Origin of the sequence: Chitinophaga sancti, from assembly GCF_034424315.1 — a bacterium.
Lineage (GTDB): Bacteria > Bacteroidota > Bacteroidia > Chitinophagales > Chitinophagaceae > Chitinophaga > Chitinophaga sancti.
Genome location: NZ_CP139972.1, coordinates 7,996,763 through 8,012,371, shown reverse-complemented (window position 1 = coordinate 8,012,371; position 15,609 = coordinate 7,996,763). Strand labels below are relative to the sequence as shown.

Here is a 15,609-nt window from a genome sequence, read left to right as displayed (position 1 = left end):
AATGCATTTCGCTAAGTTGAGTAATTTTCCTGATCAAATAAATATCAATATGAAACAGGAAATATCTAAATCAACCAAGGAAGAATATATGTTTTCGCTCATATCAGAGCAGATAAATAGCGGTCGATCAGTCAAATCATTTTGTGACCAACATAATATCCAATCCGGTAATTGGTTCTACTGGCAAAAAAAATATCAACGGCATAAAGCAGCCTCTAATGGTAATGATAGTAGCTTTACATTACTTCAGATAACCCCGGATCTTATTACTCCGCATGATAACGTTGCCAATCCTTATTTGTTCAACCAAGCTTTAAAATCTGTTATGCGTTCTCTGCTAACTATTACTTCTTCTTCCGATTTAGGTGAAACCTGTAATTTGAGACGTTTGCCGAAATAGATGTTTATTAGTTCGATACAATCCCGTGAAATCAAAAATTGCCTGCTGATTCTAAAAAACAAATGTGGGTTTAGTTCTTCTTCCAGTTGATCGAGGGTGACACTGACAAAATAAATTTTACGGTCGTTAGTAATAAAATGTATATTCCTATTAGCCGTCCAAAAATAGGCGATATTTGAAACCGGAATTGATAATAGCTGATCGCGCCATTCTACCAGGATATTTGCTTTATACACAACCTGATTTTGGCTAATTCCTTTCAAAATATTCTGAATATTATCAGGTAAGATGACTTGCCGCCTAAGTTTGTGGAAACGACGAAGGCTGCTTTCCAGATCAGCACTCACAATTGGCTTCAATAGGTAATCAATTCCATTGGCTTTAAAAGCCTTTATAGCGTATTCATCAAAAGCTGTTGTAAATATTACAGGCTTAGATACCGGAAATGACCTAAAAACATCAAAACTCAAGCCATCGGACAACTGTATATCCATGAAATATAAATCAGGCTCTGGATTTTTCCCAAGCCAATCAAGTGTTTCACTGACTGTTTGTAAAAGAGCAATAACAGTAATGTCACCTTGCTCATTTTCAATTAACCGTTTTAATCGGTTAGCCGTAAGCGGCTCGTCTTCAATAATCACTGCTGAAATCATGATTGCTATTTAATAAGGGTACTTTAACCAGGAAACTATCGCTACTTTGCTCAATCACTATCTGTTGTCTGCTTAATAAATGATAGCGTTCCGCAATATTTTTTAGCCCGATACCTGTGCTGTCTGCTCGTTTGGTTATCGGATTAATATTATTCTTCACAATAATAAAATCTTCCTCAGCGTAAATTTCAATTTTTAAAGGCTTTTGTCTGCTTATGGCGTTGTGCTTAATAGCATTCTCAACTAATAGCTGCATACTGCCAGTAGCAAAATATTTGTCCATTATGTCAGCCGGAATATGTTTTTCTACAATAAGGCTGTCTTGGTAACGTGTTTGATATAAGAAAAGGTAAGATTCAATAAATGTCATTTCATCCGCTAGTCTGATAACATTTTCTTCTTTGTCTGATAAAACATGGCGATAAATGACTGCCAGTCGCTGAACATATTCCACCGCCAGTTTTGGATTATCCTCAATGAGCGATGTAAGGGTGCTAAAGTTATTGAATAGGAAATGTGGGTCAATTTGGGTTTTTAAAAAGTCCAACTGTGCCTGAATGGCTTTTTGTTCGTTTTTTGCAGATTTTATCTCTGTTTGGCTCCACTGCACAAAAAAAGAATATGCTGTAAAAATGGAAGAAATCAGTATAGAAACTATTATTCCTAAAACCATTGTTTGCTGATAAATAAGTCCTTCAGAAAACCATTCGGGAACAAAAAACTTTAAAATAACGATAATGAAAAATACCATTATTACCTGAACAACCAACTGAACTATGAGCCGTTTCGGCAAAGACTTTTGCCAAGGCAGAAAACGGTCCAGCAAAAAACAGGACTCTATTACTAATGTAAGACCTGCTATACTAAGAGCAACATCAGGAAGTACGGAAGTACTCCACTCTTTGTATTCCAAGGGGTTGATTACATATAGAATAAGGTAATATAATATGCCACTAATAATGTAACTGGCGATTCTGAATTTTATGTATCTAAACGACATAACAATAACAAATGTACCACTTTATAAAATATCAATTGTAGTAGCCTGGAAAGCTATGAAACACGACGTTTTGTTTATCTAGTCCAAACTTACGTTTGATATGAAAAGCCACAATAGCCAGCGCTTTTAATGTGCCATATCCCATCCGAAAGGTATTTTCATAATTCTTCCCACCTATGGGCCGCATATATTTCCGTCGCGCCATTTCCATCTTTCCAGGCATAATCTGATAGTATTACTAATTGAATAAATAAAGTAGTGATGGTAAGTAGTATTGCTATAATTTTTACCATTATAAATTCCATATGAATTATAGTGGTAAAATGCATTGTTATTATTTTAAAAAAGTTTTAAATCCTATTAATAAGTTTATTCCTTGTAAAGGACGATCGTCTAGTACAGTCTTAAATAACGTAGATGAATATTGGCCTTCAAGATAAATGATAAAGAAATAACTGATCTCATAATCAACTCCAAGACCGCCTCTCAATTGTAAAAATGATTGGTTTTTTGTACCGAAAGTTATTTCGTTTGGTTGGCTGCCGTTTTTTATCCCAGGCACGTCCATAAAGGAAATACCTGTACCACCATAAGCAAATGGAGAAAACTTCCTAATAGGAAAAGTGTAACCAAGGTCTAAGCCGACATTATTGGCATTTAGTTTATAATCCAGTGTTGCCGATACATTACCTATCCGCATATTATCTTTATGATAACCTACAGTTGACATGTCAAAATAAAGTCTCGCAAAATAGTTACTACGATAGTTAAGCTGAAAAGAAAAAGCATTTGCGGCCCCTCTGTCTGCCAGAAATTTGCTATGATTAATAGGAAGATAATATCCAAAAGCAGAATTGAAATAGTATTCAAATTTATTTTGTTCATCCACCATTGGTTTTTCGTACTGTCCGTTAGTTTGTACTACTATGAACAAAGCGCTTATTACTGTTAAAAATTTTTTCATGTTTCTAAATAATTGATTTATTATATTGTTCCACAAGTTATAAGTTTCCCAATGCCATATTCTTTTCAAAAAGTGCTACATAAACGTCATACGCAGCTTTATTGTAGTTGTTTTTAGCTTGCATAACTATAAGCTGCGCATCAAGAACGTCCTGGTACCGGTTCATTCCTTTTTGATACCGGCCATTAATAAACGATAAACTACTTTCTGCTGCATGTAGCACGTCCTGTTGAATCTTCACTTTTGCAATTGCTTCTTTGTAGTCTCTTCCGGCTTTTCTGTATTCCAGGAGTACCTTGCTGTTTAGCCTTTCCGCAGCATTTTGCAATTCCTGCAACGCAATCGTAGATTGTTTAGCCTTGTATCCATTTTTGAAACCATTAAAAATGGGTATGTTTAATTGCACGCCTACATAGAAGCTGTAGGGCCATACATATTGGCTGCATTTAAAATTGTCCTGCTGTGACTGAATTTGGTACTGACTTATAAAATCTAAACCAATTAGTATTATAACGGTAAGTGTTACAACTATGGCAATAATAGTATCTCGCATAATTTTGCCTTAATATTATGCGAAGCTATTCCCAGAAGCCCTCATGATCCAGGAGAAACAAACTGAGTTGTTAATATTGGCAGTTAAGCTGCAATAGAAGATTTTAAACCGAATTGCGTTGATGTTATAAATGGGTAAGCATTACCTTAATGGCCTATACACTATCCAGAGAATAAATACTCTATTGTTTGAAACTCTTTTCCTGTCAAGACCAGGAAAAAGATCTGCCACATGAATTCTATACTGCTTAATTGGAGAAGGTTATTAACTGTTTTACTTTCAATGTATAAGAGAGGGGCTATTCTGCAGGATTATGGGGTTAAATCGCATGAGACAATTATTAATTTACCTATTCACGTCTGATTACGGCAAATATATTATCTCTAAATTCCAGATCAACAATGATCCCAGCCTATTAATAATAATTACTACCTGGTTAACGATGCACATATGATCTACACATTTACCGATCAAGGGCAGATGTAGTTTTAGGTATCAACAAACATGGATGATGCGCAAACTGATAGACTAATTGAACTGAAATATTCTTCAGATCATATAATTTCAGGTAATGTGAAATTTGCTTTTTATAGCTCGGTTTATTTTAATTTACTGTCATAAAAACTCCCATTACCTCACATGGAACGCCTTTTTCTGATAGTTCTGCTGAAAGCGTTGAACTTATATCTTCAGAAGCGAGTATCCGAAGTACATTATCTTCATCATCAAGATCAATAGACCATGACTTAATTGAACTATAAGATTGAAGTACATCTCCAATTTGAACTACCAAATTGTGATCCTCCAATGATGTTTTGACAATAATTACCAACATATTTACAAATTTGACAATTGCCTTCCCTGGCTGCTTATGACTAATCGATAACTTTTATTAGCTTCTTAATACACAAAGACTATCACTTACTATGATGTGGTATTAACGAAGTAACATATTTTAGCTATTATGATATTTTCTCTGGCACCTATGTTGGTCGTTAACTGTAATAATGAACTATAAAAACTTCCGTTTTAAAGTCCCCCAAAAGAATGTTTTCCATTAAGTTAAAAGACGCAGTGGTACTTAAACGATGGAATGCTGAAAGATTTGATTGTTTCAATTCTCACAGGTATTTTGTATTTGATAAATTTTGCTTCTGCGATTAATTACGCCGGAGCAATATCAAAATTAATTTTAAAGCGCCATTGCAAACTCTAATTACATAAATTTGGATACCTGAAATGACAGCTGAGTTTATACATTTATAACACATACTATTCAATTATAATAATCACTAAGGCAAGCATTCAATTCAACTACATCAAATTTTTCACAGGCAAACCTTTCATATAAACAAAACTAGGGGTTCAATATGCTAACGGAAAAGAAATAATTGACGAATTGAGCAAAATAGCGGTTGAATTGACAATGGTAGAACCAGAATGTAGAGCATAAGATACTTGTATGACATCAGACGCCATTAATTACCTGAATCCAGCCTCATAGAACGGGCAATTTGATTTCTTTGGTAGAACTTGTCAATGTCGCTCTGTATTCCTTTCAATTCCTGGTCCTGGCTCTTATTGTCTGTTTGTAGAATGGTACGAATGATTTGACAGTAATAGTCAATGATCGGCGCATTCACAGCGATTTTACTCAATTGCTTTACAAAGACCTCGTTGGCTGTTTCAGCGCGAAAACGTTCCTTACAAAATTTAACAGACTGACCGTGGTAATATAATATCCGTGTTCTTTCTGTAATGGAACATATTCCATTACCACCAGAAAGCCCTTATTTCTCAAACTACGTACACAGATGCTGGTAGACGCTGAATATGAACTTCTAGTTATTAAGGATAGAACAGCGTTTGGGATTTACGCAGCGTTAAAAGATGGCCATCACGTTCATATGCCCCCATATGGCGACCATCGTATAATCGATGATGAAAAGAGAGTAAACCTCTAACGAGGGAAGTCGTCCATCTAATGTTGGATAATTATTGACGAGGGCATATGCATATCATCTAACGGTGACGGAAGTGTCGAGAAGCTGGAAACTGATCATGTAATATCAAGCTCCGGAACTTACAAAGACGTTTGGCTAAATTAACAGGCAAACGCATGATTCCAGCCGTCTGGAAGGTTACGCTTACTGTTTATTAGATACATAACAGCTGATTTCCCAGGATAAATTTGCTGAAGAAATGTTTGAAGTCAATCGTAAAAAGGCAAGTGCGATTGAAGGTCCTTTCGAACGGTCGTTTTTCGTATTATTGCGCCTCCCGGGGGCGATTAATAACAATAAATTTTTTAAAAAACAAACCGTGCTGTGGGCATTGCATGCCACAGCACGGTAAACGAAGGATGCTTAGTGATAAATTGAGTAAAACCGGAGCTTATTATACTCCACGAAATTACGTATGAGCTTTTGCTGCTTATACTGCCATGTTTTGTCAGGATTTCGCTTATATACTTTTACCGTGGTCGGGAAGATATAAGGATCTTCATCTGGGTCCATGTCAGTACCATCTTTCATTTTTAACTGAAAAATATAAACATCGAAATCAGCAAAATGGTTGGCACAGGCCTTATGATAAAAAATATCGATAAGAGTATCAAGTTCCATTTCCATTCGTTTGCGAAGCCCTCCTTTATAAACAAATAGAACATCGTAAGTTTTCGGACATAGATAACACGCCCCAAAACCTAATAAATCTGCCGAATCTCTGATGCTTTTAGGCAAGAGCTGGAGGGAGCCGATACCAGAACTACCTTTTGCAGAATCGCAGTCTAATGAAAAAGTCCAGGCTGGTAATGCTTCCTTGCTCTGCGAAAAGCAATATTGGATGCCTGCCAAAAGGCATAGGAAAAAGAATAGCGTAATGAACTTCATAGAAATCTTTTAAAAGAGACTAATTTAATTATATATTTTGGAATATTAGACCGACTGCAGCTTCATAGTCGCTTCTGCTGGCTTCATTTACCTGCTGCAACTCCCCTTTCGGTTTATCGAATCTACCCGCAGGAGCCCTCCCCGGAGTAGGTGCCGGGGCTGCTTTGGCTGGCTGTGCCGGTTGTGCGGTTTTCCCTGCCGGTGTTGTAGCTGCTTTAGCACCTCCTTTTTTCCCTGCTTGTGGTGTAGCTCCTGAACTGAGGTCTGTAGCCGTAATTTCCATTCCCTCTTTACCGTCCTCAGTTTCATTTATCGGTCTGAAAAAGCCTCTCCATCCTGCATGACTGGTAAGCCCGGTTGTATTTGTGCCTTTTTTGACCTTATATTCTACGATTTTGGTTCCAATTTTCTTACCAACTGCCTCAACTGTAAGTATTGTACCATCAGCATCGATGCTGGTTACAATACCCGTATGTCCATGTGCGTCATGGGTTTTACCATCAGCATCTGTATATTGTTCTATCCTCCACACAAAAACATCTCCAGGCTTCGGGGTGTTACTTTTCTCATATTTTGCAGTATTGCTGAATTCAGTAATTAAACCCGCTGTATTCATTGCTTTTGATAGTTTTATTACACCATCTTTTGCAAGCGCCCTGCATACCAGTTCAGAACAGTCCATATATTCAAGACCAGGCTCTGTTTCAGCCACTCTCAGAATATACTCAGTTTGTTGTAAATATGGCTTTTTAAGTAATGATTTCGCCGCTTTAATCCTATCTCCCGGGCCCATACCTCCAACATCCGTATACCTCGCCGGGTTATTCCCCGCATACACATAAGGAGATATCACCGCATAATTATCGCCCGCAGGATCCAGGGTCGTAAACCTTCCCAACTGCGGATCATACATACGCGCACCATAATACAACCACTCCACACCCGTCGCGTCACTAAACTCCTTATCCTGTTTCTCCTTTCCATTGAACTGCATCTTATTCTCCGGATAAGAAGTTCCTTTCAACGCCTTTGCACTAATCCCTGCCATCATCAAACCATATGGATAATAATGATTCTCCTCAAGCAATGGCCCAGTCATATGCATCACCATCAGGTTATCGAAATACACATCCTCTCCGCTCTCATTACTGGTATAAATATACATAAACCCTGTCCGCTTCATCACCAACGCCCCGGAGGCCAGCGTTTGCAGGGTTCCTGCAGCATCCTGCAACTGTTTCACCCCACTGTTATCACTCACCATATTAAACTGATCGTCAAACAATACATAGTTCAGATAAGCCTTTGGCCTGGTAGATTGATTCGTACTACTGTCCGTCTCCCGCAGCACATTATAAATGTCTTCACTAAATACAGTTGCAATAGCAGAAGTACTGCCTGCACCTGCGTGCGAACCATCTACCAACGTATTACCCGTAAATGCCTGTACCAAAGCTGACAACATACTTGTAGGCAAACTATTCCTTACACTTGCATTGGCACTGGTATAATATGATCTCACAACTGCACTAATCGTATCACCCGCCATCACTCTCAAGACTAAAGAAGGACCAATTTTCTTTTCCTTGTTAGCATTAGTAAGTGCAGCATATGCATTCGGACTGGTTGTGTTGTCAGCAGGATAACCGGAAGGTAAAAGCGTACGACGGTTATCTATATTACTAAACAGCGCATTTTCTTTATTAGCCTGCGCCAGTTCCATTGTGGCAGCATAAACGCTGGTATCTGATCTTGTACCTAATACTACCCTGATATTACCTAAATGGTCTTTTTCATAGTAGTCATAAGTATAGGTAACCTTCGCACTGTCATAGATAGGGCGTATACGTCCTTCTTCGGTACCGATATACTGCATGGTATCCTGGCTATATACCATACTTCCCAAATAATCCTGCACGGTTGTCTTAGCAGGACTCAGGGTATTGTCTACGACCGTTTTCTTTAATCTTTTACCTGTTGCATCATATTGATAAGTAATGCTTCCCTTATTTGAAAAGGTGATCTGCTCAGGTAGGTTTAAGATATTATAGGTAATACTGCTGATCTTTTTGTTATTATCACTAATCAGATTCGCATTTGCATCATACGTATAATCACTTGCGGAGTGAAGACTATCATCCACAAAATCCTGCAACCTGGCTGTCCTGGTATTAGCCGTATCAGTTACACCAAGTAGCCTGTTACTATTGTCAACATACGTATACTTCAACTGATCTACCGTTGTCAGTGCTGTACCGACCATTCCCCGCTGCGCCATCGCCATCATATTACCATTCGCATCATATTGGAGTCCGCTGACGGTAAAGTCTGCCTTGTCCTGGCTCCAGGTGCCACCAGTTGTGTTCTGCTGACTAAAATCGGCTCTTGTCAGGCGGTCACTCCTGTCATAAGTAAATCCATAAGACCGGGCGATACCATTTGATCCCGTTTTCCATTTAACGCCTGCCAGGTTACCATTATACTGTGTGCTATCAAAATCATCATCATAGCTCAGTATTTCTCCAAACCAGTTTCTGGCATTTGCTGAATTTACAAACGCAGCATTGATACTTTTCATCCATCCGCGTGCGTTATAAGTATAGCTCATGGTATCCAGCTGGGTATTGTCTCCGCTTACCCCCAGTCGTTTCTGCTTTAGATGACCGGATTCGTCATATGTGCAGACTGCAAGTATCTTCTCCTGTGTAGAATCACCATTCAGTCTCTTCCTTAGTTTCAATAAGCGGCCGATATGATCATATTCGGCAATCGTCAGAATAGTCGTCTGCGGGGTCGCCGTGCTCCTGGGATTTTTATGTCTTACGAAGCTGCTTAATAATCTACCGGTAAAATCATATTGATTGGTCGCAACATCCTTCCCTCCTGCATGATTAGAAGAAATCACCTGTATCATATTGGCCTTGTCATCGTAATAGGTGGTACTTGCCAGCCACTGATCCGTACCCAGCACGCGCACTCTTTTACCGGTTATCAGGCCGGTTGTCATGGCACTTGGAGTAGTGGAAAATGTTTCTGCGTTGGGGTTATTTCCGGTTCTGACATTGGCGATCTCACCGGAGAGATAGCCATAAGCGCCAACATAATCATAGTTGTCATAAAAGGTATAAGTCAGCGGAGTCAGATCAGCAGATGAAATACCAGCTAAGGTATTGGCCGCCAATATAGTGGTAGTACCGGCAGTAGCTGTCTTATCAATAGATGCCGTCATATTGGTCGATTCAAACCCCTGCAAAAAAGTGATGCTGTTTGTTGCGATGTAAGTCGTGTCGCCCTCATTGCTATTCACCACAAGATCTGCCTGAAGAGGTATCTGCGTGGTAACAGATTGTGTATTCGTCAAGGCACTATCCAGACTACTTTGCAATTGCGTCCTGGCAACAGTCTTTGTGTATATAGCCGTCATCACTTCCCTGTCCAGCCCATCGTAAAATGTAGCCAGCCATTGCTGTGGAGACTTCGCCCGCTGTACAGAATCCTGTGTAAAGGCAATCCTGTCCCTTACATCATATACCATATATTGCGGGCCTGCACCAGGCAATTTTTTCATGGTCATCCTGCTTCTCTGATCATATTCAAACTGATAACAGAGCTCATACAAATAGGATGACACATTCCAGTTAATCAGCATCTGTTCAACTGCCAGGGGAGGTATGACACATGCCAGCCGGTTATAACTATCGTATACGTGATAAGTACACAACCAGCCCCGATGATCCGTAGAAGGAATAGGAGAGAGCTGAACTTTCTTTAGTATCACACGGTTTTCATTATCTGAATATTCTATGGTCTGCTTGCCTGATTCATCTGTTACCACATCTTTGTGAAGTGAACCGGCCGCATAGATACCTGCATTCGCAGGCAGGCCATTGACCATTGTCCAGATGTGTACAGAGTCACTCAGTGTATTGACAAGGTACTGATGTACGGCCGCTTTTGCACCACCTTCCAGCGCCCAGCTGTTGCCGGGAGCATATCCTTTCAGGACCCTGTTCAGAGGAGACGCTTCATACACAGATTGCCCATAGAAGATATTCTCTGCACTGGTACCCGGGTTTAACGTACTGTTCCTAAAGAACGCCAGTTGCTCCGTATAAGGGCTATTTTTAAATTTACCGTCTGCATTATTCCCTGATTGTTGTACATAAGGCAGGTAAGTATATTGTTCCCTTCCATAGGCATCGTACAATTTCATGGTCACAATATCATGTTGCTGGCCACTGGCACCTTTGGTGATAGTTTGCCAGGGGCGGCCTAAACCATCAAAATATTCAGTGTTCTGAATAACCTCCGTTACTGTTCTACCGGCAGCAGCAACAGCAGCCGTATCAGTAGTCGGCATAGCGGGTGATAGCGTTCTGATAAAATTGGTTACCGGGTTCACAAAAGCACCTGGCAGAGATGCCGGCGTAGCGGAAGGCCGGGTCGTTCCTCCTGGAAAGTTTTGCCCGTGTAACGCTATATTGCTTAACAGCAGGAGTGATAAAAATTTATATCTGGGTTGCATAGTGTTACCTTTTATTGTCCTGAAACCGTAATGATGATGGGTGTACTGGCATTTACTGATAATGTGCCGTTAGCCGCTATCATGTAAGTCGTGTTATTGATTACAGTGGTCATAGGCGAACTTGTTGCAATAACCACAGTAGCAGTAGCTGGCGTGATCACATCATAAATAGGCAGATTGCTGTCCAGGATGATATAAGAATACGATTTCAGTGTTGTTGTTCCAGATGTGAGTTTGATAGTATATACTCCTGAAGGAGTTTTGCTACCCTCTTTGATGACTACATTATCAGCAGCCGGATAACAGAACCCATCTGAACTGGTATTCGCATTGGACGGGCCATAGGTATTCGCCTGTACCCGTGCCAGGGAGTCCGCAACGCCTGGAGTGAGAGAAGAATAAGTTCCGGCAGCTACGGTATATTTTACGTAAGACCCTGTATAATTGGCGCTACAGTTTGTCTTCTGATAATAAAGGTTTAGCTCGGAATTCTTATACACCGTCTGTGCCTTCGTCGATAATTCAAATGAAGCACCAGCGCCTAACAGGTACGTTTTAGATGTACCGGTGATGACTGTTTCTGTACCATTCTGTCTGATGTAGAGGCTTGTGCCTGACTGAGTGGTGAAAGTGATGTTATATACAATACCTTTTGGCAGCGCAAGACAGGAGAGCATTGCACTTGTCGGGTCCAGGTAGGTTTTGTTTAATAATGATTCACCTGTGGATGAATTCGTAATAGCAAGATTGAAAATAGGGAGGTCTCCTGCATCAGCGGCTTTTGTAAGGAATACGGTACAGGGTGAACATACTCCTTTTGCATTGGCATTGAGCTGTGCACTATCTATCTCGCTGGCATAAGCAATGCTATCTGCCTGGGCAATGCTGACAGCAGACAGGTATTTTCCTTTGGGTACAATCCAATTTACGCTGGAAGGTACTGAGTCTGCACCACAGTTGTTTTTCTTTGTGGTAATGGTGATAGAGTCATTAGGAAAATAACAATATCCCTTTGTATTAGCATAGGTCTGGCCATATGTGTTAATTTCAGCAATTGCTTTCGCATTTGCGTCATCCTGACTGACATCTGAACTATAGGTATTTGCTTTAACTGTATAAGTGACAAGAGTGCCCATGTAAGGAGAATTGCAACTTTTCCTGATGTCTTTCTTTTGTTCCGTATTATAGAAAATATGTTCGTTGCAGATTTCTGCCTGTCCATAATAATTATAGCAGATCAGTTTTATGATATTCCTGTCCTGGTCACGCATCACATGCAACCTGCCATAGGAATCGTACTCATAATAAGTGAAGATATTCCGCTCATTACAGGTGCCTGTCATTCCTACCAGCGGGTTATACCAGTAGGACTTCATCTGAGCGCCGGCAGGGTATAACCTGAGTTCATCGATATGTGTACTACCTGTGAGATCGGTAACAGTAACATTCTTGATTGTATGCTCATAATAAGTCCAGCCGTTGATAGTTTTCCCTTTTTTAACTGCTACACTACCTGCTACAGTAGCGGTACCTCCATTACTCCAGTAGGAAAGAACGTAAGTTTTATCACTGGACAATCCGGTCTTTTCAAGATAGAAAAGTAAATTTGAGGTATGTCCCAGCCCATAGCAATGGATGCCTCCCGGAGAAGTAGAATCCACCACTATATTATCAAAGCCACCCCAGCCGCCATATGTATCACCTTCAAAAGAACTGTAAGCGATATCACTGTTGGCTGCATTCGTTACCTGAGCGATCGGATATTGTCCTTTGTAATCCCAGATATAGCTTTCCTGCATACCTCCTTTGTTCGTTACCTGTTGCAGGTTACCCATGTTGTCGTATATATCATAGGTATCTTCAGTACTCAGCGAGCCAGCGCCCTGTGAAGTCTGGAAATATTTAGGTACATATACGTCCGTATAAGGGCTGTAGAAACTTAAATTAGTCAGTTGCAGTTGCTCATTGTTTCTGAACTGAACTTTACCAAGGTTGATACTGTTCATATTGCGATCAAGCATCGCTTTGTAAATACCTGCTGTATCAGCGTTTGCCAGTATTCTTGAATAAGGATAAGAGTAGACCGTAGTCAGGCTTTCATTCTTACTGGTCGTCAAAGTAGACTTAGCCACCTGGTAGTTATCATAAGCCGCACTCTTACCGGGGTTAATGTCAGGGTAGTACAAATTGGAAGTAATGGCCTTCACAGAGGCGCTTGTGGCCGGATCATAATCTGTTATCGTAACCGATTTTACCAGTGCTGGTTTCAGATAATAAAACCCTGTATTTACCCTCACCAGCGGGAAGTAGGTAGAAAGATCAGTTATATTATGGATATAAGCCAATTTATAGTCAGCGCCGGTGGTATCTATATAATAGGTATAGGCGGATTCTTTCAGCAATTGCTTACTGCCATTGTAAATAGCCTGGTTCAGCAATAGTCCTCTGAATGGCTCATTACTGATAAATTGCTCGTCAAAATAGGTAGCGCTGAAATTGGACGCGACAAAAGTAGGTATCCTGTCTACATATCCATTGTCATGGTTACTGAATTTGTATACAGTATAGCCACCGTCGCTTTTTTCAGTGACTTCGGAGTAGGTCATATGATTCCCATTGGTAGTACCTAAGGGAAGGAAGTTATTATCCAGTACGCGGTGATAATCTACAGTACCGGTACCTGACCAGCTGTTGCCCCATACTGCCGGTCCGGAATTATTCTTACTGTATCCGGAGCCTGTTGCATAATAGGTTGGATGTCCTGCCAGTATACCACTTGATGCAGTTCCACCGTGGATATAATCTGTTACATAAAAGTATTCTTTGGTGATTGCTGGTGCATTGGCATCAGCTGTAGAAATAATCTTTTTGATCCTTAGGCCTCCGGCAATACTATCTGTCGTGTGTTCTTCCAGGTTAAAATAGGGTAATTGCAGCGCCACTTTCCGGTAAGTATGTGGTTCATACACAAACTCTGTGTAACCTCCTGTAGGAAAGGTGATCTTCTTCAGAATCTCCGCTTTCATATAGGTCGAATCAGGTGCCCTGGAAACTAAATAATTTGTATCATATTTATAGGTCTTACCATTGTAATAACCCCAGTGATCCGCTTGCTGCAGGTTATAGTATTTAGGCAACAATGTAGCATCATAGGTGAATCCATATTGTTGTATCACCCTGTCATAGGGTGTTGATAGATTGATGCCAGTCAATTGCAGGCGCCGGGTCCTGCTTTCGAGGTAACTAAAATTGATCTTCTTTACCCCAACAATATCAATCTGGTTCAGTTTCTGCCACATGGAACTATCCAGGAGCTCACTTGCACTGCCGATTCTGTTTATTTTGCTAAAGGTGGTATCAGCAATGATATAACCCATATCCTTACACCGGGAGCTGGTAAAATTGATAGTTTGCAGTGGTGTAACAATGGAGGAGAGGAATACCGGGTTCTGTACTGTTACATGTGTAGTGGAACCGTCGTAATAGTTATCAAAATTTGATTTGTTTGTATAACTGAGTACATAGAAGATGTCCACATGTAACGAAGAATGCTGCTTGAAGGCGAGTATACTGCGTTGCATATGTTGTGTATAGGTTCTGCCTGCACGCTTGTAGTTGAAGAGAATACTATAGCCGGCTGGGTTTCTGATCTCTGTGAGGTACCAGGCGCTGGCGATGGTATAGGAATCGTCAGTATAATCACCATTGTTATTCAGTTCAATAGAATTGGGTGTACCTCCAAAAATATATTGGATACCCTTTTCATCGGTGATTTTAAACCGGTAGAGGACCCTCGATGTGGATTTTGTAAGAAAGGTAGAAGAGGGAAGCTCATTTAATGGTACATCATCATAGGTAAGTGAGCTTAGGGTATCCAACAATTCTATTTTCAGTTTTTCACCATTACTACTTTTTACCTTGATCTGAATAGGTTGGGCAGAATCTCCCTGGAAGTAGAAAACACCTGCATGGCCATTGAAGTTAAAGATGAATTCATCGGGTTGAGCGTCGAAATCCAGGAAACTGGAGACAGAAAGAACGGAGTTGTTAGCATATTCTTTTACAAAGTTTGTATCGGACGCATATTCTTTAACCTTGTAGCTGTTGTACAGGTAACAGATTTCATTAGAATAATACGTATTACCAAGTCGCCTTACATGCTCGTCCTGTAAACCATTTACTTTCCGGTAAATTACACCGCCGGCATTTAGACTCCATCCCTGGCCCATCCAACCGGGATGCTCGTCCACCTGATTACCCTTAGTAGAGTAAGATAGCGTAATGGGCACTTCCAGGTCCTTATAGGCCAGGTTGTACAATGGAATACTGACATTTGCCTGCCCTGTAAAAGGATCTGGAGGGATCAGTCCAAATTCTCCCAGGGAGGCCGTTTGTGGTGTCGGGAGTGTCTTGTTTAGATTAATACCGGGATAAGAACCAATGTCTTGTCCGGTGCTGTAAAGGGGGGATAGGAAAACGAAGATGCACCCCCAAAATAGTGCGGATAAATAGCGTTTCATAATGATAACGGGTATAGATGATAACGGGTTAGAGAAATTATGTGTTCCTGTTTGTCGGGTATATGAAATTTTACATACCAGGTTAATTGATAAACAATGG

At 40.3% G+C, this 15,609-nt stretch carries 10 protein-coding genes; 2 read left to right on the top strand and 8 right to left on the bottom strand.

What is annotated here, in order from left to right; all coding sequences use genetic code 11:
* The first annotated feature begins 1 nt into the window (after window position 1).
* Window positions 2–400, top strand: coding sequence for an IS66 family insertion sequence element accessory protein TnpA (tnpA, locus tag U0033_RS33515; protein WP_407654236.1), 399 nt, complete (start codon window positions 2–4; stop codon window positions 398–400).
* Here tnpA and U0033_RS31625 read toward each other — a convergent pair.
* The 5 genes from U0033_RS31625 to U0033_RS31605 all read right to left on the bottom strand — a co-directional run bounded on the left by U0033_RS31625 (window position 295) and on the right by U0033_RS31605 (window position 4,408).
* Entirely contained in the window at window positions 295–1,056 is a 762-nt protein-coding gene (locus U0033_RS31625) for a LytR/AlgR family response regulator transcription factor (protein WP_072363186.1), read from the bottom strand. The genes tnpA and U0033_RS31625 overlap by 106 nt on opposite strands.
* On the bottom strand, window positions 1,034–1,969 hold the full coding sequence (locus U0033_RS31620) for a sensor histidine kinase (RefSeq protein WP_177318652.1): 936 nt from the start codon (window positions 1,967–1,969) through the stop codon (window positions 1,034–1,036). Before U0033_RS31620 ends, U0033_RS31625 begins: the two co-directional genes overlap by 23 nt.
* A 421-nt stretch (window positions 1,970–2,390) precedes the next feature.
* On the bottom strand, window positions 2,391–3,020 hold the full coding sequence (locus U0033_RS31615; RefSeq protein ID WP_143150803.1) for an outer membrane beta-barrel protein: 630 nt from the start codon (window positions 3,018–3,020) through the stop codon (window positions 2,391–2,393).
* Window positions 3,021–3,057: 37 nt separating this feature from the next.
* On the bottom strand, window positions 3,058–3,573 hold the full coding sequence (locus U0033_RS31610; RefSeq protein ID WP_072363190.1) for a TolC family protein: 516 nt from the start codon (window positions 3,571–3,573) through the stop codon (window positions 3,058–3,060).
* 604 nt (window positions 3,574–4,177) lie between these two features.
* A complete protein-coding gene (locus U0033_RS31605; protein ID WP_072363191.1) occupies window positions 4,178–4,408 on the bottom strand; it encodes a hypothetical protein in 231 nt (76 codons plus the stop codon).
* A 1,367-nt stretch (window positions 4,409–5,775) separates the two neighbouring features.
* Here U0033_RS31605 and U0033_RS31600 point away from each other — a divergent pair.
* Window positions 5,776–5,928, top strand: a complete 153-nt coding sequence (locus tag U0033_RS31600; protein ID WP_218164058.1) for a hypothetical protein — start codon at window positions 5,776–5,778, stop codon at window positions 5,926–5,928.
* Between the two features lie 11 nt (window positions 5,929–5,939).
* On the opposite strand, the gene U0033_RS31595 is transcribed toward U0033_RS31600, so the two are convergent.
* The 3 genes from U0033_RS31595 to U0033_RS31585 are packed head-to-tail and all read right to left on the bottom strand — an operon-like array spanning window position 5,940 to window position 15,509.
* On the bottom strand, window positions 5,940–6,464 hold the full coding sequence (locus U0033_RS31595; protein WP_072363193.1) for a hypothetical protein: 525 nt from the start codon (window positions 6,462–6,464) through the stop codon (window positions 5,940–5,942).
* 28 nt (window positions 6,465–6,492) lie between these two features.
* Window positions 6,493–10,989, bottom strand: a complete 4,497-nt coding sequence (locus U0033_RS31590; protein WP_072363194.1) for a DUF6443 domain-containing protein — start codon at window positions 10,987–10,989, stop codon at window positions 6,493–6,495.
* A gap of 11 nt (window positions 10,990–11,000) precedes the next feature.
* Complete coding sequence (locus tag U0033_RS31585; protein WP_072363195.1) at window positions 11,001–15,509, bottom strand: DUF5977 domain-containing protein; 4,509 nt, start codon at window positions 15,507–15,509, stop codon at window positions 11,001–11,003.
* Window positions 15,510–15,609 lie beyond the last annotated feature (100 nt).